The organism is Chryseobacterium sp. A321 (assembly GCF_054489265.1).
In genome coordinates this window covers 1,288,509-1,310,111 of the sequence record NZ_JBTMWZ010000001.1, presented here as the reverse complement: position 1 = coordinate 1,310,111, position 21,603 = coordinate 1,288,509, and the positions used below count along the sequence as shown (strand labels likewise).

The following is a 21,603-nucleotide window of genomic DNA, read 5'->3' as shown; positions in this document are numbered from 1 at the left end:
AACCTCTATGACCCCTAACGAAAAACTATCCGAAAAAAGCACTCAGGAGCTCATTTCAGAGCGAGCAAAAATTAAAACGGCCCTCTTAACGAACGCGGTCATGGTCGGCGTTTTGATCGGCATCGCGATCTACAGTACCTATAACAATGGACTGAGCATTCTTACGTTCTTTCCACTTCTTTTCATTCCCATGTTTACAAAAAAGGCAGCGGGCAAAAAAGCGATTGACCAAGAACTTAAGAATCGAAACGTATTGTAACATACATTAGTTACATGTGGAATAGGCTGAGAATTGCTATTCTCTTACTCCTTTTAACTGGGAGGTAACACATCGGAAAACAATCACTAAATAAAACTTAAAACATGATAAATCCAAATGATGTCTTGGTCGTCACAACTTCCACAATTGAAGGAATTAGAATCAAAAAATACGTCAAGCCAATATCCGCGCATGTTGTAGCAGGAACTAATTTCATCAGTGACTGGATGGGTAGCTTTTCTGATTTTTTTGGTGGCCGCTCAAACACCTATCAAAAACAGCTCCAGTCACTCTATATAGAGGCAATTGATCGATTGAAATATGCTGCTTCTGAAATAGGTGCAAATTGTATCGTAGGTTTGAAAATAGATATGGACGAAATTTCCGGAAAAGGAAAATCGATGTTTATGCTAACTGCCGTAGGGACGGCTATCATACTTGAAGATGAAGTTTCAGACAAAAACATTTCAACTAACGCGAACGAGAAATTTGAGTTTATTGACATTGGTCAAATCAATAAAATGAGGACTAAAAAAGAAATCATCGACAAAGTATCAATAGGTGATCTTGAGCTCAACACTGACGTATGGAACGAAATCAATAACAATCAAATTCATGAGATTTTCCCATTTCTGCTGCAAAAACTAAATTATGCAATTAAACGGGAGTCTTTTGATCCTGAAGTGTCACAAAATTTTTATTCCGCCTTTAGAATATATGTAGAAACTCTACCAGAAATTCATAAAAAAGCATTGTTGTACCAGGGGATTAGGGAGCAAAACGACCTGGTAGTAGCAAAACTGGATGCAATCATAAAAAATATACAGCTTTATGATTTTTCGCTAATACTCGAATTGTTAAAAAATGAGAGCTTTCAAATCCAAAAACGTGGGCTTAAACTTGCAACATATGACAAACCCTATTACAATAAAGAGGATTTAAAGGAGCTCCAATTTCTTCGAGATTATATAGTGGAGAACTTTACCGAAAGAGGGGTTCATCGAATGAAAAAGCAATTATTATCTTCAAAAGAAGTAGAAGTATGGCTTTGCGAATGCGGAAAAACTAATAGTTTACACACACATTGTACGGGCTGCCATCAAGACATCTACGGTTTTAAATATTCTGAAATGAACCCCGAAGTGATATCCAAAGATCTTGATTTGAAAATAAATTTAATTTCTGAGTATCTAAATTAAAGTTTAAACCTAGCGAACTTTTTCTACTTGCTGTGTTCAATTAAATAATTGGCAATCACTTTCTCAATGAGTTCTTCCTTGGTTAGGTGATGAAAAGTGGATTTGATTTGAAGTTTAACCTCTTCTGGAATTTCACGGTTGGGTTTGGTTTTGAAGACTTTTTTTGCCCAAACCAGAGTATTGTTCCATTCTAGGTCTTTTGCACCTACTTTCCCTGCCGGCTCAAAATGAATTCCAAGTTCTTTTTCAAACGCGGCAATTTCTTTAACCTCTTCCTCTTGAAGGATCGTCATAGACAATCCTTTGGCACCGGCCCTCCCTGTCCGACCGCTTCGGTGCACATAGGCCTCTTTCGTATCAGGCAAATGGTAATTCACCACGTAGGCAAGCTCCTTTACATCAATTCCTCGAGCCACTAAATCCGTGGCCACGAGTATGTCAATATGCCCTTCTCGAAATTGTTCCATGATGCGATCTCGAATGGCTTGGGTTAAGCTTCCATGAAGAGCCCCAGAGGGGATTTTACGGATGGCTAAGTTCTTGGCCAATTTGTTTACAGCCGCTTTGGTTTTGCAAAAGATAATCCCTCTTCCTCCTTTTTGAGAATTTAGAAAGTGCAGCAGCACATCCAGTTTTTCAATAGGGTCTACGACCAGATACTGATGATCGATTCCTTCGTGCGGCAATAGATCTGATTCAGACTGAACTGAAACGGCATTTTTGTTTAGGTAATTGTGGACAATCTCTTTTAATTCTCCAGGCATCGTGGCACTAAACAAATACGTGCGACGCTCTTTGGGAAGCGCTTTTAAAATCTCCATCAAATCCTCTTTTAAGACTTGGAACATTTCGTCCGCTTCGTCTAGTACAAGATGCTTTAATCCGTTCACATCAAAGGCTTCTCTTTTAAGTAAATCTAAGAACCGACCGGGCGTCGCCACCAGAATTTGAGGGGAGGCTTTCAGGGCCTCGATTTGCGATTTAAGTGTACTTCCCCCTGTGATTAAGACGGTGGAAACTTCCGAAGAGTAGGTAGAGAAAGAAATTAGGTTGTTATAAATCTGCTGACTTAGTTCTCTTGTGGGTGCTAGAATTAGAGTTTGTACCCCCGATTGCTGTGCATCCACGAGTTGCAAAAGAGGAACTCCAAACGCAGCGGTTTTCCCCGTTCCTGTTTTCGCAAGTGCGACAAGATCCTTCTTTTGATCTAGAATTACAGGAATCACACTCTCTTGAATCTCGGTGGCAACCGTGATTTCAAGATCCGCTAAAGCTTTTTGTAGGGACTCGTTTATTCCCAAATCGGAGAGGCGTACAGACATATCTAATTTTCGACAAAGATAGCGACAGTTTTGCTCTTAAGACTATTCTAATCTCGTGAATTGTGGCAACTCCCCTAGATCCCTCCTTTTGGCCCTAAAATAAGAAGTCCGTCTCACCTTGGGTGAGACGGACTCTTTTCTTTGACTGCGCACGTAAAGCGCGGCAGATAGAGAAGGGTTTACAACCATCCCATTTCTTCCATCCACTCGTCGTTATAGATTTTTCCTACATAACGAGAACCGTGGTCATGAAGTAGGACGACAATCACATCGTCTTTCTTAAAGGTGTCTTTCATCTGAACCAGGGCCGCGATGGCACTTCCTGCAGAATATCCACAGAAAATCCCTTCCTCTTTTGCCAGTTTTCTCGCGTAGATCGCGCCGTCTTTGTCGGTCACTTTTTCGAAATGGTCAATTACACTCATGTCGTAATTTTCAGGAATAATATCCTCTCCAATTCCTTCTGTTATGTAACTGTACGCGTTCTCTAAGTTGATTTCGCCAGTTTCATGGTATTCTTTAAGTATAGATCCATAGGTATCCACTCCAATCACGTTTATACTTGGGTTCTTTTCCTTGAAGAACTGTCCACATCCGGTTACGGTTCCTCCGGTTCCTGCTCCTGCCATAAAATGGGTAAGCTTCCCCTCCGTTTGCTCCCAAATCTCAGGAGCGGTAGACTCGTAATGGGCCTGACGATTGGATAAGTTGTCGTACTGGTTCACGTACCATCCGTCTTTTGTTTCCTCAGCTAAGCGCTTGGAAACAGAATAGTACGAACGCGGATCTGTCGGTTTCACATCCGTAGGACATACGATGACCTCCGCTCCCAGAGCTCTAAGGATATCGCACTTTTCTTTGGATTGTTTGGAGTTGGTGACAAAAATACATTTGTATCCTTTCACAATCGCGGCAAGGGCAAGTCCCATTCCCGTATTCCCTGAGGTCCCTTCAATAATGGTCCCTCCTTTTTTTAAACGTCCGTCTTTTTCTGCGTCCTCTATCATCTTTAAGGCCATACGGTCTTTGACAGAATTCCCAGGATTAAACGTTTCCACTTTGGCAAGGACTAGGGCTGGAAAATCAGGTCCTAGCACTTTATTCAATTTTACAAGTGGGGTATTCCCGATGGTTTCGAGAATCGTATTTGCATAGTTCATAGCGTCTTTTCTACTGGTATTTAAGTGGTGCAAAGATACAATTTTCCCCTTAGGTATATTTGATAGAACGCACAGGAGAAATCTTTGAAATAAGGACACTAGGTAAAACCAGTGAGACCGCAGAAATTAGAAGTATCCCTACCGAAATCCCTACAATATAAAAGGGATTCAAATCCACCGGTACTTGACTTACGTAGTAATTCTCAGGATTCAGAGAGATAATGCCGAAGTATTTTTGAAGCAGTAAGAATCCAATTCCAATGGCATTTCCCACCACAAGCCCCGGAATCATGATAAGCAGCGTATAGTTAATAAAAATCATCCGTACCTGTCCATTGCTCGCTCCTAGGGTTTTCAAAAGTCCAATCGACTGAGTCCTTTCAATAATTAGGATGAGTAAGACCATGATAATGTTGATGACCACCACGGTAAGCATGATGGTAATAATCAGGGCGATATTCACATCAAAGATATTGATCCAATCCACGATTTGTGGATACTTAGAGGTCACTTTATCTGCCCGATTCCCCTCACCCACAAGCGCAGCAACCGCAGGAAACACCTCTTCTAAATCGTTGTTGTTGTCTAAGAAAACCTCGTATCCCCCGACATCCGTCGAACTCAAGTCTTGAATTCTTCTCGCGTGGTTGATCCCTCCGAGCACAAACAAATCGTCAATCATTTTGATGTCCGTCTTGTAAAGTCCAGAGATTTCAAATTTTCGGTATAGAGGGTTCTGGTCTACTTTAGAAAAAATGGCCACAATGCTATCCCCTACCGATTTCTGCAAGTCTTTCGCTAACTTTTCAGAAAGCACAACCTCATTCGTATAGCCTTCTTCCGTCACGATAGGAGTTCTCCCCTTCGTCACAAATTGTTTGAAGCGCTCATGGTCAAAATCCTTTCCAATGCCTTTGAAGATAATCCCTGCAAAGTTCGTCTCGGTTCGCATGATCCCACTCACCGTCACAAATTTTTGAACCTTGACTACGTGTGGGCTCGCTTCTAGTTCTTTTAAACGAACCGATGAAGTATTTAAAATAGCGGAATTGTAGGACGTGCTGCTGTTTTCACTTTTGATCTCAATGGCACCGGCAAAATCCGCCATCCTATTTTTGATCGCATTTTTAGATCCAATTCCTGTGGAAACGGTGATTAAAGAAACAATAATTCCAAGGGCGACGGAGAGTCGGCCAATGAAAATGATAATCTGTGAGAGATTATTTTTGCTATCTTTGGAAAACGCAATTTTCTGCGAGAAATAGAAAGGAAACTTCAACCCGATGAATTTTAGCCTCAAAATTAAAACTTTACTTCTTACAAGCCTAATTTTTTACGCAGCAATCGCTGGGTTATCCGCGCAGACCTCCTCAAAGGAATGCTTTAAGGCGGGCGCAGACCGACCTGAGCTCTATTTGCCGCTGTTAGAGGGCAAATCGGTGGCCGTGGTCACCAACCAAACGGGACTCTTAGAGGATGGGCAGCATCTTGTGGATTACTTGGTCTCTCAAAACATCAAAATCAAACACATTTTTGCGCCCGAACACGGCTTTAGAGGAACAGCGGATGCAGGCGCCGTGGTTAAAAATGGAGTGGATACAAAAACGGGACTCTCCGTTCTTTCGCTCTATGGAAGCAATAAAAAACCATCTGCCGCTCAGCTAGCAGGCGTCGATCTTATCTTGTTTGACATTCAAGATGTAGGAGTTCGTTTCTACACATACATCTCCACACTCGCGTACGTTCTAGAAGCTGCGGCCGAACAAAAGATAGAAGTCATCGTCTTAGATCGTCCGAATCCGCACGATGGATATACCGACGGACCTATTTTAGAATCTAAATTTTCAAGTTTTGTAGGTCTTCATCCTGTGCCCGTAGTCTATGGACTTACCATTGGAGAATATGGAAAAATGACCATTGAAGAGGGATGGCTTAAAAACAAAGTAAAGCCTTCCTATACGCTCATTCCGATGCTAGGATACCATAAAAAAGAGCGGTATCCGATGCGGGTAAAACCCTCTCCGAACTTACCGACGGACCAGGCGATTAACCTTTATCCCTCGTTATGCTTTTTTGAGGGCACGCAGGTTTCTGTAGGTCGGGGAACGAATCTCCCGTTTGAAGTCTATGGCAGTCCTTGGACGCCCTCACTTCCTTATAGCTTTACGCCAAAACCGATGCCCGGAGCAAGCGACCCTTTCTTAAACGGGAAAAAAAGTTATGGAGAAAATCTGTCGCTTGAGCCTACGGATTTACGCAAATTAGATCTTTCGTATCTTCTAAAAGCCTATCAGGCATACAAGAATCCAAATCAAAATTTCTTTTTGAAGAATCTATTTTTTGATAAACTGGCAGGAACGGATGCTCTACGCAAACAAATCGTAGAAGGCAAGTCCGAATCAGAGATTCGAGAATCGTGGGAGAAGGGACTCATTTCTTTTGAGGCCATTCGCAGCAAATACATCATTTACCCGAACTAATCGAACGGCTCAGGTTTGTTTTTATCGTCCTTGTTTTTGTAAAGGATAAACATACCAATAGACAGTCCAATCACGCCTGCGGCGCCATTTAATAGTGCGCGAGAAAGCCTGTCCTCTGCATCGCTGCCAATATAGTTCATCCCAAAAATTAGGGCAAAAGTAATGATTGAAAATACAATGTGTGCTTTTCCGAATAGTTTCATAATTAGTTCAGTTTATAAGAGACCATAAGCCCTCCGCGGTACGGAAGCCATTCTCCACTTTTATTCCAACCTTCCGCTTGGTCGTAACGAATCCATTTGTCGGGTGGAACTTGCTCATACCCGTGGTACATTCCTTGACTGGTTCCCCCTCCGATAAAAGCATCTAGATTCCACTTCTCATGAATCTGCCACTGATATCCAAGGGTTGCTCCGACCATGAAATTAAATCCTCTTTGAAATTTTTCCGTTCCGATGTAATTCCACTTCGTTAAATCGTATAGACCAAACCCTGCGTTTAGTCCTAAATAAAATCCGTCCATTGCGGATTTAAAATAATGTCTTCCCTCAATATGTCCCATGTAGACTTGCATATGGTTTCCTACAAAGGATTTCCAAGGGGATACCAGGATGTCCGCTTGAAGGGTTTGTTTGCGGGAGAGCTGGTATTCAGCTCCTGCATTTAAGATGAGCGCGGGAGCAAGAAGGGCGTTGCCTTTCAAAAAGAGTTTGTGATCTTCTGCTTGCTGCTGCGCAGAAAAATGAGTGGTTCCAAGCCAAACAAGGCTCGTAAGAAAAAAAATGGGTTTCATTAACTGTTTTCAAGCTCACTAATTAGTTCTTGCACCAGAGAAGGATCTCTTCCTTCTTTCTTCACAAGGGCAAGGGCCAGATTTGCGCTGCTGCTCGCAAGCTCTGTATTTCCTAATTTCTGGTGCAAAAGCGCAAGAAGATAGGTGTTTTCCATACGAGCTTCTCTTTCGACGGACTGCTCCGCCCAAAGGACAGCCTTAGAAAGGGCCTGTGGATCTTGAATGTGTTTCCAAAACAAATAGCATGCCTCGTCTAATACAGAACTCTCAATCGACTCTCCCTTTTGAAGATAGGAAATCGCGGCATTCTCATATTTTTCAAAATCGCCCACAGAGGGGTAAAAATTCATAGCCAATCGGTGGAGCTCCAAATTCCCTTTTTCAGGTCCTAAAAGTTTAATTGCTCCATTCAAAAAAAGAGATTCGTCTAAAATCCCTTTCTCTATATCCATAGCCGACTTGGCTAGGGTGTTAAGCCGTATTCTTTGCTCATACGAATCGTAAATATCGCGTGGCAAAAGCTCTAAAATATTCTTTTTGTTCTTAGAAAAGACTTCGAACGTTTTATCTTTTGTAGATTCAATAGACGAAAGAAGCAGCGCCACTTCTTCATGGCTATAGGGTCCCATCGGTTTGATTTCAAAATAACGGTTGACCACTTTTTTCGCGAACTGAGGCTCTGAGCTAAGATACTTCTTGCTTGCCTCCATTAAAAAAGCGAGATCCGTTTCTCCCTTTTCAAAGCGATTCTTGACACTGCCCTGTTTTTTCTGGTCTAGCGCCTTTTGGCCTAGTCCAATTAATGCTTCCTTATTTAAATATCCATAGCCTCTTACTAGCACCTCGCCCTGGGCATCTAAAAATAAATAATGCGGAAAGGTATTCACCCCATAGGTCAGTGCGAGATCTTTCCCCTCGCCTTTTTCCATGTCAATATGGGTGTTGATGAAATTGGAATTGTAAAAATCTCCCACGGTCTCGTCCGGAAACACGTTTTTCTCCATGAGTTTACAAGGTCCACACCAAACGGCGTACGCATCGATAAAAATGAGTTTATCTTGTTTGCCCGCCTCCACTAAAAGATCCGAAAACGGAGAATCATTAAACTCAATTCCTCCCTTCGCATACCCTAGCACGCTCACAAAAAACACCAAAAGGGCCACTATTCTATTCATATTCTCAGTCTAATGATAGGGTAAATATACAGAAAAACGCTTCAATACAACCCTTCGCTTTCTCTGATTTTATGTAAAATTTAAGATAATTCCGTAATGAAAACAAAATTAGACGATTACAGAGTGCTTTAATTGCTCCTATTGAGAAAATACGACAATTCAATGCTTTCTTCTTAAAAGCGGAAAGAAAAAAAGAGCTTAAAAATGGAAATTATATAAGACCTCAAACCTCTCAAAATTGCTATATTGCAAGCATCTAAAAACCGATAATCGTTTTGAGCTCATGATTCTAATTGTTGACGACTCTCCACAGAACATCATTTCACTGAAAAAAGTACTCGAAAAAAACAATTTCACAGTCGATACCGCGTCTTCTGGTAAAGAGGCACTCCGAAAAATATTAAACCAATCCTATGTATTAATTATTCTGGATGTTCAAATGCCAGAAATGGATGGATTTGAAGTAGCAGAGGCCATTTCAGGCTTTTCAAGAGCCAAAGAAACCGCCATTATTTTCCTGTCTGCGGCCAGTGCTAATCTAAGTTTGATCACGCGTGGATACTCCTCCGGTGGACTGGATTACATCACCAAACCGGTGGATATGAATATTCTGCTATTAAAAGTAAAAACCTTTTACCGCATTTACGAACAAAACAGGGCGCTCAATTTAATGCAAGACACCCTTCGCGCAGAAATAGAAACTCGAAAAGATGCAGAACGAAAAAAAGACGAGTTTATTAGCATCGCAAGTCACGAGTTAAAAACTCCGATGACGAGCGTCAAGGGCTATATTCAACTCATGGAGCGAAGCCTTCTGAAAGGCGATATTGAAACCACAAAAGTAAGGCTGAGCAAAGTTCAAAATCAAATTGAAAAGCTAAACCTACTCATTGCGGATCTTCTTGACATTTCTAATATTGAAAGTGGCAAGATGCGCCTTAACCAAAACTACTTCTCGATGAGTAGTTTGGTAGATCGGGTCTTAGAGGTGATGCAACCCTCAAATCCCTCCATCGAATTTCAGCACGAAGTTCATTATAGTGAACTAATCTATGGCGATGAAAACCGAATTGAACAGGTGGTCATTAATTTCTTGACCAATGCAATTAAATACTCTCCGGGCGAAACCGAGGTTATTATCAAAACCTACGAGAAAGACAACCAAGTCTTTTTCTCGGTCCGCGACAAAGGCATTGGGATGAGTGAAGAAAATCGCCGAAAAGTCTTTGATAAATTTTACCGAATTGAGGAATCCTCTGAACGCTTCCAAGGTCTTGGAATCGGACTCTATATTTGCAAAGAAATCATTCACCGCCACGAAGGTACTGTAGGAGTGCATTCCAAACCCGGGTTTGGCTCTGAATTTTTCTTTAGCCTTCCTCTACAACTAACCCCAATCCCTCATGAAGGGGCAACTCAATAAACCAAGCATGAATTTTAAATCCAATTTACTTTACGGTCTCGGACTTGCACTTTTGGTTCTCCTTGCCAGTTCCGTGGCCTCTTATATTAGCATTACCAATCTAATTAAGAGTTCTACGCAAGTAAAAAAGAGCAACGAGACCATTCAAGACATTTCCACCCTTTTCTCTTTAGTGAAAGATGTGGAGACGGCTCAAAGAGGATACCTTCTTACGCGCGATACTCAATTCTTACCCTCCTTTGAGGAAGGGAAGAAAAAAATTAGCACGGCCGTAGAAGAAGTTCGCTTAGAGTTAAGTGATAGCGATAAACAAAGGGCCAATTTTCAGTTTTTAAGCGAAAGCATCCAGGCTCGCGTGAAATTACTAGATCAAAACATAGCCTTACGAGAGGTACACGGCGGCACTTCAACCCTAGAATTGATGGAGGGAAAAACCCAAATGGATAACATTCGATCGGCCGTTGTACGCATGCAGCAAGAGGAGCAAGCCCTGCTTCAAAAGCGCACCAATCGAATGGATAGTTTTGCCTCGTATACACCTCTATTAATCGTGGCCTCTGCCCTGCTCGCCTTTCTAATTACTTTCTATTTCTTTCGGAAAATAAACGAAAGCTATAAAAAAACCCTTTCTCTCAGTCAAGAAGTAGAAAAGAAAAACGAAGAGAGCGAAAACCGTCTTCTAGCCATTGGAAAGGTCGCAGAACAGATTTCTTCGGGCGATTACAATATCAAATGGGACCAAAACATGCAGAATACCCTAGGCACAGTGGCAATCTCTTTAAATCGAATGTCCGACTCTTTGGATTCGTCCTTCAAACTCTTAGAGGACAAACAGTGGTTAAGCTCTGCGAGTGCTCAACTGAGTGAACGAATGTTGGGAGAGAAAAGCTTAGAGACTCTTAGTAACGAAATCTTGGAGTTCCTAACGAGCAAAACAAAAAGTTTCTTAGGAGCCATTTACCTTCTCGAAGAAGAGGACCATCAACTTCATTTAAAAGGAAGTTTTGCCCTGGATTCTAGTGCAATGCAGAGAAGAATCGCGATAGGAGAAGGACTTTTAGGTCAGGCCTTCCAATCGAGAAATGAAATTCTTGTGCAGGAGTTTAATGAGAATTCCCCCTCCGTTACGTATTCGAGTGGAAAAACTTTGCCTACCAATTTATTAATTCTTCCCCTTTCTCGTCACAACATGCCCCTAGGTGTGTTGGAGATTGCCTCGACCCATACTTACTGTGAAACCGAACTTGAGTTTTTGCGCAGTGCAGCAGGTACCATCGGTCTTTCTATTTTTGATACGCAGAATCGCATTAGACTTCAAGAACTTTTAGAAGAAACCCAGGCGCAGAGTGAGGAACTCATGAGCCAGCAATCGGAACTGGAGAATATTAATTCAGAACTGGAAGCGCAGTCTCAAAAATTACTAGCCTCCGAGGAAGAACTTCGCGTTCAACAAGAAGAACTTTTGCAATCTAACCAAGAACTAGAAGAGCGCACGAGCTTACTAGAGGAGCAGAATGAACTGATTGAACAGAGAAACCTAGACATTCAACAAAAGTCAATTGCCTTAGAACAGAGCACACGATACAAATCAGAATTCCTGGCTAACATGTCGCACGAACTGCGCACCCCACTCAACTCAATTCTTCTTTTATCCAAACTGATGACCGAAACAGAGGAATTGGAAGAGCAATACGTGGAATACGCCAGTGTAATTCATAGTTCCGGACAAGGACTCCTTACCTTAATCGATGAGATTTTAGATCTCTCGAAAATTGAATCGGGAAAGATGAACTTAGAACTCCATACGGTGCACGTTAAAGAGATTACCCATAGCATGCAAATGCTCTTTGGAGAAATCGCCAAAGAAAAGAACTTAAAGCTTGAAATCAAAACAAAGGATTTAGAAATAGAAACTCTTTACACGGACAGATTGCGTGTGGAACAAATCCTTCGAAACCTCCTTTCCAATGCGTTAAAATTCACCTCCGAGGGCACAGTAACGCTTGACATCTCCAGTGACAAGGACCAAGGCCAGGTGCATTTCAAAGTGTCGGATACAGGCATTGGAATTGCAAAAAACAAAATTCAAATGGTCTTTGAAGCCTTCCAACAGGCGGACGGATCTACGCAGCGTAAATACGGAGGAACCGGTCTAGGCCTCTCCATTAGCCGTGAGCTTTCTAAACTTTTAGGGGGAGAGATTACCCTCTCTAGCAAGGAAGGAAAAGGAAGCACTTTTACTCTTATTATTCCAATCAATGCCACAGAAGTATCCGAGGTTCGCCAGGAGCAAGTGACAGAGACTTTTGAGGCAATTCCTACAGTACTCGCTCCTAAAGAACCTGCAGAGGAGGGACAGCAGCGCTACCTATCTTCTAGCATTCCCAAAGCTGTCGAGGATGACCGCGATACGATCCAAAAAGACGATAAAATTATTTTGATCATTGAGGACGACACTTCGTTTGCAAAAATCCTTCTGGATTACGCCCGCAAAAAAGGATACAAAGGACTTGTATCCGTCAGAGGTGACCAAGGAATCGAGCTCGCCGAACACTACAATCCTCTCGCCATTTTATTAGACATTCAATTGCCAATAATGGACGGATGGCAAGTAATGGAAGTACTTAAATCGAATCCAAAAACCAAACCGATCCCTGTACACATCATGTCTTCAATGAAATTTAAGCATGAGAGCCTTTTAAGGGGCGCAGTGGATTTCATTAACAAGCCATTTGCCTTAGAGCAAATGCAAGTTATTTTCAACACCTTAGAAAAAGCGATCAGTCGCTCTCCAAAAAAGGTTCTCATTGTGGAAGAAAATCCGCAGCATGCCAAGGCACTTAGTTATTTCTTAAGCACGAACTCTATTTCCAACGCGATCGCAACCAACGTCGATGAAAGTATTGATTCCCTCACAAGCCATAAAGTAGACTGCGTCATTCTCGACATGGGCGTTCCAGACCGATTGGCTTATGAAACCCTTGAGACCATCAAAGAGCAAGAGGGACTCGAGAAGCTGCCTATCATCGTGTTTACAGGAAAAAACCTATCCAAAGGAGAAGAAACGCGGATCAAAAAATACGCGGACTCTATCGTCGTGAAAACCGCCCATTCTTACCAGCGTATTTTGGACGAAGCGGGACTGTTTTTGCATTTGGTAGAAGAGAAAAACAAAAAGGACAAAAAACAATCTTCTGCCGATACCCAAAGCACGCTTAGAAATATTCTTAAGGACAAAACCGTACTTATAGCGGACGACGACGTGCGTAACATTTTCTCCCTCACTAAAGCCTTAGAGCTTCACGGGATGAATGTACTGCCTGCCTTAGACGGCAAAGAAGCTCTTAAAACCCTGGATGAGAATTCTCAAATTGACATTGTCCTAATGGACATGATGATGCCGGAAATGGACGGATACGAAACCATCGGTCAAATCCGAACCAACCCTTCGCACAAAACGCTACCTATCCTTGCTGTCACGTCCAAAGCGATGATGGGAGACCGTGAAAAATGCATTGCCGCTGGAGCTTCGGATTACATTTCTAAACCGGTCGACATTGATCAACTCATTTCGCTATTGAGAGTTTGGCTTTACGATAGAACCTAAAAAAAAACAATCCATGAACCCGACAAAAAAAATTCTAGTCATAGACGACGACAGCAAAAACATTTACGCCCTTAGTGCGGTTCTAAAAGCGAAGGGGTATGTAAGTATTTCAGCGCAAAGTGCGAGAAAAGGCTTAGAGCTTTTAAAGACAGACCCGAGCATTGGACTGGTTTTACTCGACATGATGATGCCTGAGATGGATGGATACCAAGCTCTTACAGAAATCAAGAAAAATCCTGTCCTTCAGAACATACCCGTCATTGCAGTGACCGCCCAAGCGATGACTGGAGACAAGGAAAAATGCCTTGAGGCGGGAGCGGACGGCTACCTTTCCAAACCTGTGGCTATGGATCAACTCTTAGCCGTATTACAAACCTACTTATAAAAACATCTGTTTTGGAATCTTTTGAAGACGAGCATATTGAACTTTTACTATCCGACATTCTTGAATTGTATGGCTACGACTTTACGGGCTATTCGAGAGCCTCTCTCAAGCGTCGGATCGTTCGCCTATTTGCTCTCGATAAATTTGTCAGTTTCGCAGAGTACCGGTATCGAATCCGAACCGACAAATCTTATTTCAAACGTTTTCTAGAAGAGATTACAATCAACGTAACCGAAATGTTCCGTGATCCTGAATTTTACAAAAATCTTCGTGAAGAAATTCTACCTAAACTACGAACCTATCCGTTTATCCGCATTTGGATTGCAGGTTGCAGTACGGGCGAAGAAGCCTACTCTGTGGCCATTCTATTAAAGGAACTCAAATTACTTGATAAGAGTTTAATTTATGCGACGGATTTAAATTCGGCCGTTCTTGAGACCGCTTCTCAAGCCATGATTCCATTGAACAAATTGAAGCTTTATACGGAGAACTACCTCGCCTCTGGGGGTACGGAGCAATTCTCTGATTATTATTCAGCCAATTACTCTTTAGGAAAACTCTCGAGCGAATTAAAAAGCAAAATTATCTTCTCGACCCATAATTTAGTCACAGACCATTCGTTCAACGAATTTCAACTCATTCTTTGTCGCAATGTGATTATTTATTTCGATCGAGAACTGCAAAACGGTGTGTTTACTCTTTTTGACCAGAGTTTAGAAACTTTTGGTTACATTGCTTTAGGGACGAAAGAAAGCCTCGACTTTTCCCCGATAACGAAAAACTACGAAAGAATGCCTGGGGCCAAAATATGGAGAAAATTAAGATAAAATGAGAACTTGCAAAGCCTTAGTGATTGGTGGTTCAGCCGGAAGTTTAAACATACTCTTTAAATTTCTGCCGAGTCTCAGTGCCTCCCTTTTGTTTCCAATAATTCTTGTGGTGCACCGAAAAGCAGGCAAAGAAGAAATGCTCACTGAACTGCTCGCTTCCAAGACTCAATTAAAAGTAAAAGAAGCGGAAGAAAAGGAGACCTTAGAGGCCTCTACGCTTTACATTGCGCCTCCAGGCTATCATCTCCTCATGGAAAAAGACAGAACACTTTCTTTAGATGCCTCTGAAAAGGTCAACTTTTCTCGTCCTTCCATCGATGTAAGTTTTGAGTCCGCCGCCGATACCTTTGAAGAAGGCCTAGTAGCACTACTCCTTTCTGGAGCAAATTCAGACGGAACGAGTGGTCTTCAAAAAGTAAAAGAAAGAGGAGGACTCACCCTCGTACAAGATCCTGAATCTGCGCAGGTTTCTTTCATGCCGCAAAATGCAATTGATCATGCTCCCATTGATCATGTTTTAAAACCAGAACAAATCGCCCCCTTACTTAATTCTTTAAACGACGATTCTTATGGCAAAATCTAAAGTATTTTTATTTGACGACAACGAAGAAATCCTTGAATTATGCGTTGAGATTTTACAAGACTTAGGTTGTGAGGTGAAATTTTCTCCCACCACAACCGATCTACTTTCTCAATTGGAGCAGTTTACGCCAGATCTTATTTTCATGGACAATTGGTTACCTGATATTAGCGGAGTGCAGGCGACACAAATGATTAAAGCGTCGGAGAAATTCTCCCATATTCCCGTGGTTTATTTTACCGCCAACACCAACATAGAATCGCTTGCGAGAATGGCAGGTGCGGATCATTACTTAGAAAAGCCCTTTGATATTGAAGATTTTGAAAATCTAACCTTGCAAGCTTTAAAAAAAGAAAAGTAGATTTACTTCCATTCTTCCCATAGGAAGACACTTTTCTTTGCAAGGGTTAAATACTTTTCTCTCTACCCGGAATTTCCCCTAAAGGTTTTACATACACGAGACTCCCCTGCTTTGGATGGTACGAGGGGAAATATAGAATCAGATCCATAGCTTGCAAATCTTGAATGCATCGATGGTACGTGGAATTCGACTGAATCCTACTTTTGCTCATGATTTCCCTTCTAGAAATCTGAAAAGACTCTGTGTAATTTTGCGCGCTCCACTGGTGGCATAAGCACAAATAGATGCTTATGTGGGTGGGGGTTAATTTTTTCGATCGTGCAATAAAATAAAAGAACGCGGCTAGGTGGCTTTCTGCTTTCATAAGAGTTAATTTTCTAAATCTTTTTCGTGTACCTTACCCCTTTCACTACTCGTTGAGTTTTGGCATTTGCACGAATAAAGAATGGGTTACTGCAGCGAAATTGAAAAGATTAATTCACAATTCATCCCTAGTCCTTCGGTACTACCGAAAGAAAAATTTGATTTTTCTCTTAATAAAGTTTTCAATAAAAAAAGACACAAAAAAAGCGTTTAGTAGTAATACCAAACGCTTTTAGTGGTTTCTCCAGAAGTCGAACCCTATTAATACCACTAAACCCACTTAACACCAAAAACGCCTATTAATAAAGGATTTTAGAGATTACTAGATTAAAGCATATTAAAGGAAAGTAATTAATATTAAATAAATGTGGGACTTTGGTGGGACTTTTTGTATCTTTGTTTAACCCAAGCAAAGCAATATGAAAATTAAGTACTTCATAAAAGACACCGATAACGATTTGAAAAAAATATTCGTTCGGTTGCGAGACGGCAGAAGATTCGATAAAGTCGCATGGACTGAAAAGCAAACTACTCTAAAACTTTGGAATCCAGACAAAGAGGAAATTAGAAATGTTTCTCAATCTCATCATTCTGGCATTGAAAGCAAGGAGCAAATAAATAATTATCTCGCAGACTTAAAAATATACCTTATTGCAAAATACAATGAGGACTTTTCAAAATCTTTGACAATTGAGAATAATTGGTTAAAAGACACTATTAAGAATTTCACCAAGCGAATTGACAAAACAGAAACCTCATCAGACGAATATTTTCTAACTGATTGGATTACGAAGTTTTTAGATGACAAAAAGAATCTACTACACGCCAAGACTAAAAAGCCGTTATCTCCTGCAACCGTAAAAACCTACAAAAGCACTTTGTCCAAAATAAAGGAATTTGAGAGCCATGAAGCCACTCATTTTAGATTTGAAGACATTACTTATCAAAAGTTTTATAAGCCATTTTTACACTATTTACGTGAAGTTGACAACCTCAATGAAAACACGTCGGGCAAATATATTACTGTGCTAAAAACCTTTCTTGGTTTGATTGAATCAGATGAAAGGAAATTACCCATTGCTTTAGATTTTCAAAAGAAAAACAAATTCACTTCCGTTTCAGAAGATGCAAGTGCAGTCTATTTGAATGAAGCAGAAATAAACAAAATCTTTAATCTGGACTTATCGACGAATCCACGTCTTAATAATGTTCGTGATATTTTTATAATCGGTCTTTGGACGGGTTTGCGCATTTCAGACTTCAAAAGGCTTGACATTACAAATATTAAAGATGAGGTTATTACCATCACAACCCAGAAGACAAATAAAAAGGTAGGTATCGGAATGCACCCCCAATTGAGGGCCATTTTAGATAAACGGAACGGAGCGTTCCCCAAGACGATAAGCGACCAAAAATTTAACGAATATGTAAAGGAGGTGGTGCAACTTGCAGAAATAAATAACGAAGTTGAAGGCAGTAAGTTAATGACTGTAAAAATTAATGGTGAAGATAAACAGCGAAAAATAAAGGGAATTTATGAGAAATGGGAGCTTATCTCTTCGCATTCCTGCAGACGGTCATTTGCTACCAATATGTATAAATCAAAAGCATTACCACTTATCGTACTGATGAGCCTAACGGGTCATAAAACAGAATCCCAATTTATCGAATACGTCCGCACCTCACCAGAAGAAAACGCCCGACTTATGAATGATTACTATAACGGTAAACTTTCTAAAATAAATTTAGTCGCACCTTTAAAAATTGTATAAATCAAAGATATTATTTATAATAATTCTAAATAACTCAAAGGAAAAAAAATGGATTACAAAAAAATTATAGTTAATGGGGTTTTAGACGAGAACACGAGAAGCCATTTACACCTTTATTTTTATAGAGAATACGAAAACGCAAAAGAAGAAAAATACTCTCTTATTGAATTTTTCAGCGGTTTAAACAAAGGCATTAAAGAACTATTCACAGCGATTGTGAATAAGCGTGAAGAAAAAATAAAGAAATTAGAAGAAGAGATTAAATTAAATGAATTAAGTCCTAGACCTTATGACACTCCAGAACAAGCCAAAAAAGAAATTGAAAGGCTAAAATCTAAAGTCGATATTATATTAAATTCTGAATCATCAATTGATATTGAAAACGAGAATTACAAAACAGAAATAACTTTGAAAGCGTTGGAATCGGTGTTATTTAATATCAATAGAGCTTTTGACCGAGCAAAGAACAATGAAGGCGGAACTATGCCACCCCATCACGTTTTCACTACCGAAAAAGGTGAGCAAATATTTAAAGAATGGCACGAACTGCATAAAGATAAAAAAAGTCATTCCGATTATTCATTTATATTCAGAGTAATGGAAAAAGATGGATTTTTGCAATCAAATGTAGGTGAATCATTATTTAGAAATAATTTAGAAAATTACGATGTTATTTTAGGAAAACTTAAAACATTTAATAGTTGCACCACCACCAAAAAAGAAAGCTTATACAATCAAATTAAGATGAGTAAAAAGTAATAAAATATAAATTTCAATTCAATAAATCGTCCCTTAATTGGGACGTTTTTGTTTCCAATAGGGTACACTTTTAAAGGCAATTTTGCAACAGACAAAACAAATAAAATTTTAATCTATGCAAACAATTTTTGAAACGTTACCAAGTGGAACAATTGAGAAAATGTTTACTGAAATGCAGGAAATAAAAAACCTACTCGCACGTAAACGAGAACCGGAAGAACTTATAACACGAAAAGAAGCGTGTGAATTACTAAACGTTACTGATGTTACGATTTGGAATTGGGCAAAACAAGGCAGGATTAAAACCTATAAAATAGGCAATCGTGTAATGCTAAAAAGGTCTGAAATACTTGAGGAAATTTCTAACAACATAACAAAAAAATAGAGCAATGGCACTACAAACAAACCAAAGCCCTATTAACTCAAAGCAGGGTAAAGATACGAAATACAAGGCGCAATTACAAAGGGTAGTCCTAAGCCTTCAGAAGCAACCCTTAACCATGTTACAAGTGGCAAGGAAGACGGGAATTGAACGAGCGAGTATTTGCAGACGAGTGGCTCAACTAAGAAAGACCAATTCTATTTATTTAGTTAAGACGGGCCTTTGTCCAATAACAAAACATCGTGCTGGATTCTACACCACCAACCGAGATATTTTTCTACAATCTTTAAATAATCAGCAAAATGACTAAAGAAGAAACATTTGTAGAAAAGTGGAAATCTGAATTCATCGAGCGAGCGAGAATAGATTCTAAGAGTAAGAAACAGCAGTATAGCATTTACGATGCAATCGGGCAAACGGGTAAATTTAGAACGGCCCTAGATGATGCTATGGTGATGTACTTTAAATTCGTCACTCGAAAACCATTGCGTAATAATGATTACTTCAAATACGTGAATGCATACCGACATGGTAAAAAACTTGACCTAAAGTATTACCGCCATGATGTAGATAAGCTAATGGCCTATTATAAAAAGATTGACGAGGTCAAGGGTTATAATCCATTTAAAGAAGACCTTTATAAGAAGTACGTTCTCTTCATGGTTCTAAAATTTGCGGGTTGTTATGTGTCTGAATATGACGAGATGTTTAACGTCAAAATTGAGGGGAGTAGAGAGTACAATCCACTAACTAGCATTCCAAGCGTTTTAAGGGCGGAGCTTCCTTTTAATATTAAAGAATACGACATAGCACAAGCCTATCCTACCTTTATGTTCCAAGAGCTTAAGATGGAGCCTTTCAACGTATACGAGCGCATTGACAAGCGTAAATTTAATATGTTACTCAATATGCAACATGAAGTAAAAGGAGCGAAAATAGAGGACGTACGGGAGCAATTAAAGCCTATTTATGGCAGTAGAGTTAATGAAGTGATAACAGAAGAGCGATTCATGGCTAAAGGTCAAATGTTCGAGGACATGGCCAAGCATGAGAAATATTATATTGAGCAGTTTGTAGCCGAGAATAATGTGGAAAGGTTTGTTCGTCTTCATGATGGAGTTATTACGCTGGCGTCCGATAATTGCCAAAAGGTAGAGTTTGGAGACGTTAAGTTTAAAATTAAAGAGTTTAACGCGCCAGAACTTAAACATGGTCTAGTGACGTTCTACAATGAATGGGGCGTTACTTCATCTTATGATTATAAGGAATTTCTAAAACAAGAAGGTTTTTTCCGAATTGCAATAGAGGGCCAAGACGAGGTTACGATAGTGAGAGGTACGGATAAGATTCTAGAGCTATTTAGACATAAAACAGACCTAATCCCGTTCCTTCAAAGTAGTATAAATGAATTAGATACCGAAGATTTAGAAAACACCATAGCGAAGGAAAACAGCACAAAGATAAAAGATTCATTATTGTTACTAGATGTTGTTCAATTAACCTACCATAGAGACACAAAAAACAGAGTGGACCTTCCATTTCGTAACGGAGTGGTGCGAATCACAGCAGATGAAATTAAACTCGTTCCGTATTCTGACATTGAAGGCTTTTTCCATAAGCACCCAATGCAAGAACATGAAATAAAACTCATTCCTAAGGCCAGTAAACCAAGTCAATTTGAAGAGTTTTTAACGCTTGCGTGTACGGCTGGAAATGATAACGATGAGGTTAAGAACGCCTTCTTTTCAATGTTTGGGTATTTAATTAGCAACCACAAGGACCAAGCTAAAAACTATGCTGTCATTTTATCTGATGAAGGTGCAGATGGTGAGAGTAGAAATGGTGGTCGTGGTAAGAGTATTCTACAAAATGCTCTTAAATGCTTTAGACCGTATAACTTCAAAGGTGGTGAAGAGTACGTTCCTAGTTATATTCACATTCATGGAGACTTAAAGAAGCACCAAGACGTCTACATTATTGACGATGTACCCCGTAATTTCAATTACAACGCTCTTTATACCAATATTTCGAACGGTATATTTTGCCAAATGAAAGGTAAGGAAGGTCACGAGATTCCGTTTGAATACACCCCTAAGTTTGTTATTTCTACCAATTGGGCCTTTAGGTATAATCCAGAAGCTACCTCAACGAATAGACGTTTCCGCGAATATAAGTTTAGTAATTATTGGAATGTAGAGAATACGCCTCGAGACTACTTTGGTGCTACCTTTTTTAGTGAGGAGTGGAGCCAAAAAGAGTGGAACGCCTTTTATAACTTCGGTTTTCATTGCGTTCAAATATTCCTAAGAGACGGCCTCCAAGCTATTGAATACGACAAAAGGGAAGACAACTTCCTCGCCTACTTTTCAAATGATGCTAAAATCCAAGAAATGGAGCGTATAATGGAAGTGTTAAAAGGAGAGCGCTCGTTTAACGTTACAAGGTTTTTGGAGGTGCATGGTGACTGTTATACTTATAAGTACTTACACAAGCCCCTATTTAGTATTAACGATGCAAGAACTCACATTGATGCCTACATTGAATACATGGAATTACGCTTTAAATATAAAAAGATGACTAGAATGTGGGAAAGGGTGTCATAGGTGTAATGGGCATGACACCCTATATTATACCTTAGCTACCTGATTCTCAGAACCAATGACACCTATTACGGCTTAAAAAAAGTTACGCGTGCAAAAAGAAAAAGGTAACACCAACTCAAATATTATTTTATTTTATAACATGGTTTTTAG

Annotated in this window: 21 protein-coding genes; 14 read left to right on the top strand and 7 right to left on the bottom strand. The window is 40.1% G+C overall.

Features of this window, described 5'->3' with window-relative positions; genetic code table 11:
* The first annotated feature begins 7 nt into the window (after window positions 1-7).
* Window positions 8-259: an FUSC family protein gene (locus ACX3PZ_RS06195; protein WP_459083634.1), complete on the top strand. Its 252-nt coding sequence runs from the start codon at window positions 8-10 to the stop codon at window positions 257-259.
* A gap of 104 nt (window positions 260-363) precedes the next feature.
* Window positions 364-1,458, top strand: coding sequence for a YbjQ family protein (locus ACX3PZ_RS06190; protein WP_459112256.1), 1,095 nt, complete (start codon window positions 364-366; stop codon window positions 1,456-1,458).
* A gap of 23 nt (window positions 1,459-1,481) precedes the next feature.
* On the opposite strand, the gene ACX3PZ_RS06185 is transcribed toward ACX3PZ_RS06190, so the two are convergent.
* From ACX3PZ_RS06185 to ACX3PZ_RS06175, 3 genes are all read right to left on the bottom strand, one after another.
* The gene (locus ACX3PZ_RS06185) at window positions 1,482-2,780 is read right to left on the bottom strand and encodes a DEAD/DEAH box helicase (protein ID WP_459112255.1); all 1,299 of its coding nucleotides are present in this window, start codon (window positions 2,778-2,780) and stop codon (window positions 1,482-1,484) included.
* Window positions 2,781-2,959: 179 nt separating this feature from the next.
* Window positions 2,960-3,940 (bottom strand): PLP-dependent cysteine synthase family protein, encoded by a 981-nt coding sequence (locus ACX3PZ_RS06180; RefSeq protein ID WP_459083632.1) that lies wholly within the window; start codon window positions 3,938-3,940, stop codon window positions 2,960-2,962.
* Between the two features lie 49 nt (window positions 3,941-3,989).
* Window positions 3,990-5,219 (bottom strand): ABC transporter permease, encoded by a 1,230-nt coding sequence (locus ACX3PZ_RS06175; RefSeq protein WP_459083631.1) that lies wholly within the window; start codon window positions 5,217-5,219, stop codon window positions 3,990-3,992.
* A 4-nt stretch (window positions 5,220-5,223) separates the two neighbouring features.
* Between ACX3PZ_RS06175 and ACX3PZ_RS06170 the strand changes: the two genes are divergently transcribed.
* On the top strand, window positions 5,224-6,420 hold the full coding sequence (locus ACX3PZ_RS06170; protein ID WP_459083630.1) for an exo-beta-N-acetylmuramidase NamZ family protein: 1,197 nt from the start codon (window positions 5,224-5,226) through the stop codon (window positions 6,418-6,420).
* On the opposite strand, the gene ACX3PZ_RS06165 is transcribed toward ACX3PZ_RS06170, so the two are convergent.
* From ACX3PZ_RS06165 to ACX3PZ_RS06155, 3 genes are read right to left on the bottom strand one after another with little or no spacing between them, the layout of a single operon-like run.
* On the bottom strand, window positions 6,417-6,623 hold the full coding sequence (locus ACX3PZ_RS06165; protein ID WP_459083629.1) for a hypothetical protein: 207 nt from the start codon (window positions 6,621-6,623) through the stop codon (window positions 6,417-6,419). The two genes, ACX3PZ_RS06170 and ACX3PZ_RS06165, sit on opposite strands and share 4 nt — an antisense overlap.
* Before the next feature lie 2 nt (window positions 6,624-6,625).
* Entirely contained in the window at window positions 6,626-7,213 is a 588-nt protein-coding gene (locus ACX3PZ_RS06160) for a DUF3575 domain-containing protein (RefSeq protein WP_459083628.1), read from the bottom strand.
* Entirely contained in the window at window positions 7,213-8,388 is a 1,176-nt protein-coding gene (locus ACX3PZ_RS06155; RefSeq protein WP_459112254.1) for a thioredoxin family protein, read from the bottom strand. Before ACX3PZ_RS06155 ends, ACX3PZ_RS06160 begins: the two co-directional genes overlap by 1 nt.
* Window positions 8,389-8,671: 283 nt before the next feature.
* Between ACX3PZ_RS06155 and ACX3PZ_RS06150 the strand changes: the two genes are divergently transcribed.
* The 6 genes from ACX3PZ_RS06150 to ACX3PZ_RS06125 are packed head-to-tail and all read left to right on the top strand — an operon-like array spanning window position 8,672 to window position 15,574.
* Window positions 8,672-9,811 (top strand): hybrid sensor histidine kinase/response regulator, encoded by a 1,140-nt coding sequence (locus ACX3PZ_RS06150; protein WP_459112253.1) that lies wholly within the window; start codon window positions 8,672-8,674, stop codon window positions 9,809-9,811.
* Between the two features lie 7 nt (window positions 9,812-9,818).
* Window positions 9,819-13,418 carry a response regulator gene (locus ACX3PZ_RS06145; protein ID WP_459112252.1) on the top strand — a complete coding sequence of 1,200 codons (3,600 nt, stop codon included), beginning with the start codon at window positions 9,819-9,821 and terminating at the stop codon, window positions 13,416-13,418.
* A gap of 13 nt (window positions 13,419-13,431) precedes the next feature.
* Window positions 13,432-13,803, top strand: a complete 372-nt coding sequence (locus tag ACX3PZ_RS06140) for a response regulator (RefSeq protein ID WP_459083624.1) — start codon at window positions 13,432-13,434, stop codon at window positions 13,801-13,803.
* A gap of 11 nt (window positions 13,804-13,814) precedes the next feature.
* A complete protein-coding gene (locus ACX3PZ_RS06135) occupies window positions 13,815-14,630 on the top strand; it encodes a CheR family methyltransferase (RefSeq protein ID WP_459083623.1) in 816 nt (271 codons plus the stop codon).
* A gap of 1 nt (window position 14,631) precedes the next feature.
* Window positions 14,632-15,216, top strand: coding sequence for a chemotaxis protein CheB (locus ACX3PZ_RS06130; RefSeq protein WP_459083622.1), 585 nt, complete (start codon window positions 14,632-14,634; stop codon window positions 15,214-15,216).
* On the top strand, window positions 15,203-15,574 hold the full coding sequence (locus ACX3PZ_RS06125) for a response regulator (RefSeq protein ID WP_459112251.1): 372 nt from the start codon (window positions 15,203-15,205) through the stop codon (window positions 15,572-15,574). Before ACX3PZ_RS06130 ends, ACX3PZ_RS06125 begins: the two co-directional genes overlap by 14 nt.
* 46 nt (window positions 15,575-15,620) lie before the next feature.
* On the opposite strand, the gene ACX3PZ_RS06120 is transcribed toward ACX3PZ_RS06125, so the two are convergent.
* Window positions 15,621-15,938 carry a hypothetical protein gene (locus ACX3PZ_RS06120; protein WP_459083620.1) on the bottom strand — a complete coding sequence of 106 codons (318 nt, stop codon included), beginning with the start codon at window positions 15,936-15,938 and terminating at the stop codon, window positions 15,621-15,623.
* Window positions 15,939-16,356: 418 nt separating this feature from the next.
* On the opposite strand from ACX3PZ_RS06120, the gene ACX3PZ_RS06115 reads away from it, so the two are divergent.
* From ACX3PZ_RS06115 to ACX3PZ_RS06095, 5 genes are all read left to right on the top strand, one after another.
* Complete coding sequence (locus ACX3PZ_RS06115; RefSeq protein WP_459112250.1) at window positions 16,357-17,709, top strand: tyrosine-type recombinase/integrase; 1,353 nt, start codon at window positions 16,357-16,359, stop codon at window positions 17,707-17,709.
* Window positions 17,710-17,757: 48 nt separating this feature from the next.
* Window positions 17,758-18,468, top strand: a complete 711-nt coding sequence (locus ACX3PZ_RS06110) for a hypothetical protein (protein ID WP_459112249.1) — start codon at window positions 17,758-17,760, stop codon at window positions 18,466-18,468.
* A 115-nt stretch (window positions 18,469-18,583) separates the two neighbouring features.
* Entirely contained in the window at window positions 18,584-18,853 is a 270-nt protein-coding gene (locus tag ACX3PZ_RS06105; protein WP_459112248.1) for a helix-turn-helix domain-containing protein, read from the top strand.
* Window positions 18,854-18,857: 4 nt separating this feature from the next.
* Window positions 18,858-19,160 (top strand): hypothetical protein, encoded by a 303-nt coding sequence (locus ACX3PZ_RS06100; protein ID WP_459112247.1) that lies wholly within the window; start codon window positions 18,858-18,860, stop codon window positions 19,158-19,160.
* Window positions 19,153-21,453, top strand: coding sequence for a hypothetical protein (locus tag ACX3PZ_RS06095; RefSeq protein WP_459112246.1), 2,301 nt, complete (start codon window positions 19,153-19,155; stop codon window positions 21,451-21,453). The genes ACX3PZ_RS06100 and ACX3PZ_RS06095 overlap by 8 nt, the downstream gene beginning before the upstream one ends.
* The last annotated feature ends 150 nt before the right edge of the window (window positions 21,454-21,603 follow it).

Bases quoted from the DNA above. Each gene is read 5' to 3' on its own strand.
- ACX3PZ_RS06195 (WP_459083634.1), top strand. From the start codon at position 8: ATGACCCCTAACGAAAAACTATCCGAAAAAAGCACTCAGGAGCTCATT.
- ACX3PZ_RS06190 (WP_459112256.1), top strand. From the start codon at position 364: ATGATAAATCCAAATGATGTCTTGGTCGTCACAACTTCCACAATTGAA.
- ACX3PZ_RS06185 (WP_459112255.1), bottom strand. From the start codon at position 2,780: ATGTCTGTACGCCTCTCCGATTTGGGAATAAACGAGTCCCTACAAAAA.
- ACX3PZ_RS06180 (WP_459083632.1), bottom strand. From the start codon at position 3,940: ATGAACTATGCAAATACGATTCTCGAAACCATCGGGAATACCCCACTT.
- ACX3PZ_RS06170 (WP_459083630.1), top strand. From the start codon at position 5,224: ATGAATTTTAGCCTCAAAATTAAAACTTTACTTCTTACAAGCCTAATT.
- ACX3PZ_RS06165 (WP_459083629.1), bottom strand. From the start codon at position 6,623: ATGAAACTATTCGGAAAAGCACACATTGTATTTTCAATCATTACTTTT.
- ACX3PZ_RS06160 (WP_459083628.1), bottom strand. From the start codon at position 7,213: ATGAAACCCATTTTTTTTCTTACGAGCCTTGTTTGGCTTGGAACCACT.
- ACX3PZ_RS06155 (WP_459112254.1), bottom strand. From the start codon at position 8,388: ATGAATAGAATAGTGGCCCTTTTGGTGTTTTTTGTGAGCGTGCTAGGG.
- ACX3PZ_RS06150 (WP_459112253.1), top strand. From the start codon at position 8,672: ATGATTCTAATTGTTGACGACTCTCCACAGAACATCATTTCACTGAAA.
- ACX3PZ_RS06145 (WP_459112252.1), top strand. From the start codon at position 9,819: ATGAATTTTAAATCCAATTTACTTTACGGTCTCGGACTTGCACTTTTG.
- ACX3PZ_RS06140 (WP_459083624.1), top strand. From the start codon at position 13,432: ATGAACCCGACAAAAAAAATTCTAGTCATAGACGACGACAGCAAAAAC.
- ACX3PZ_RS06130 (WP_459083622.1), top strand. From the start codon at position 14,632: ATGAGAACTTGCAAAGCCTTAGTGATTGGTGGTTCAGCCGGAAGTTTA.
- ACX3PZ_RS06125 (WP_459112251.1), top strand. From the start codon at position 15,203: ATGGCAAAATCTAAAGTATTTTTATTTGACGACAACGAAGAAATCCTT.
- ACX3PZ_RS06120 (WP_459083620.1), bottom strand. From the start codon at position 15,938: ATGAAAGCAGAAAGCCACCTAGCCGCGTTCTTTTATTTTATTGCACGA.
- ACX3PZ_RS06115 (WP_459112250.1), top strand. From the start codon at position 16,357: ATGAAAATTAAGTACTTCATAAAAGACACCGATAACGATTTGAAAAAA.
- ACX3PZ_RS06110 (WP_459112249.1), top strand. From the start codon at position 17,758: ATGGATTACAAAAAAATTATAGTTAATGGGGTTTTAGACGAGAACACG.
- ACX3PZ_RS06105 (WP_459112248.1), top strand. From the start codon at position 18,584: ATGCAAACAATTTTTGAAACGTTACCAAGTGGAACAATTGAGAAAATG.
- ACX3PZ_RS06100 (WP_459112247.1), top strand. From the start codon at position 18,858: ATGGCACTACAAACAAACCAAAGCCCTATTAACTCAAAGCAGGGTAAA.
- ACX3PZ_RS06095 (WP_459112246.1), top strand. From the start codon at position 19,153: ATGACTAAAGAAGAAACATTTGTAGAAAAGTGGAAATCTGAATTCATC.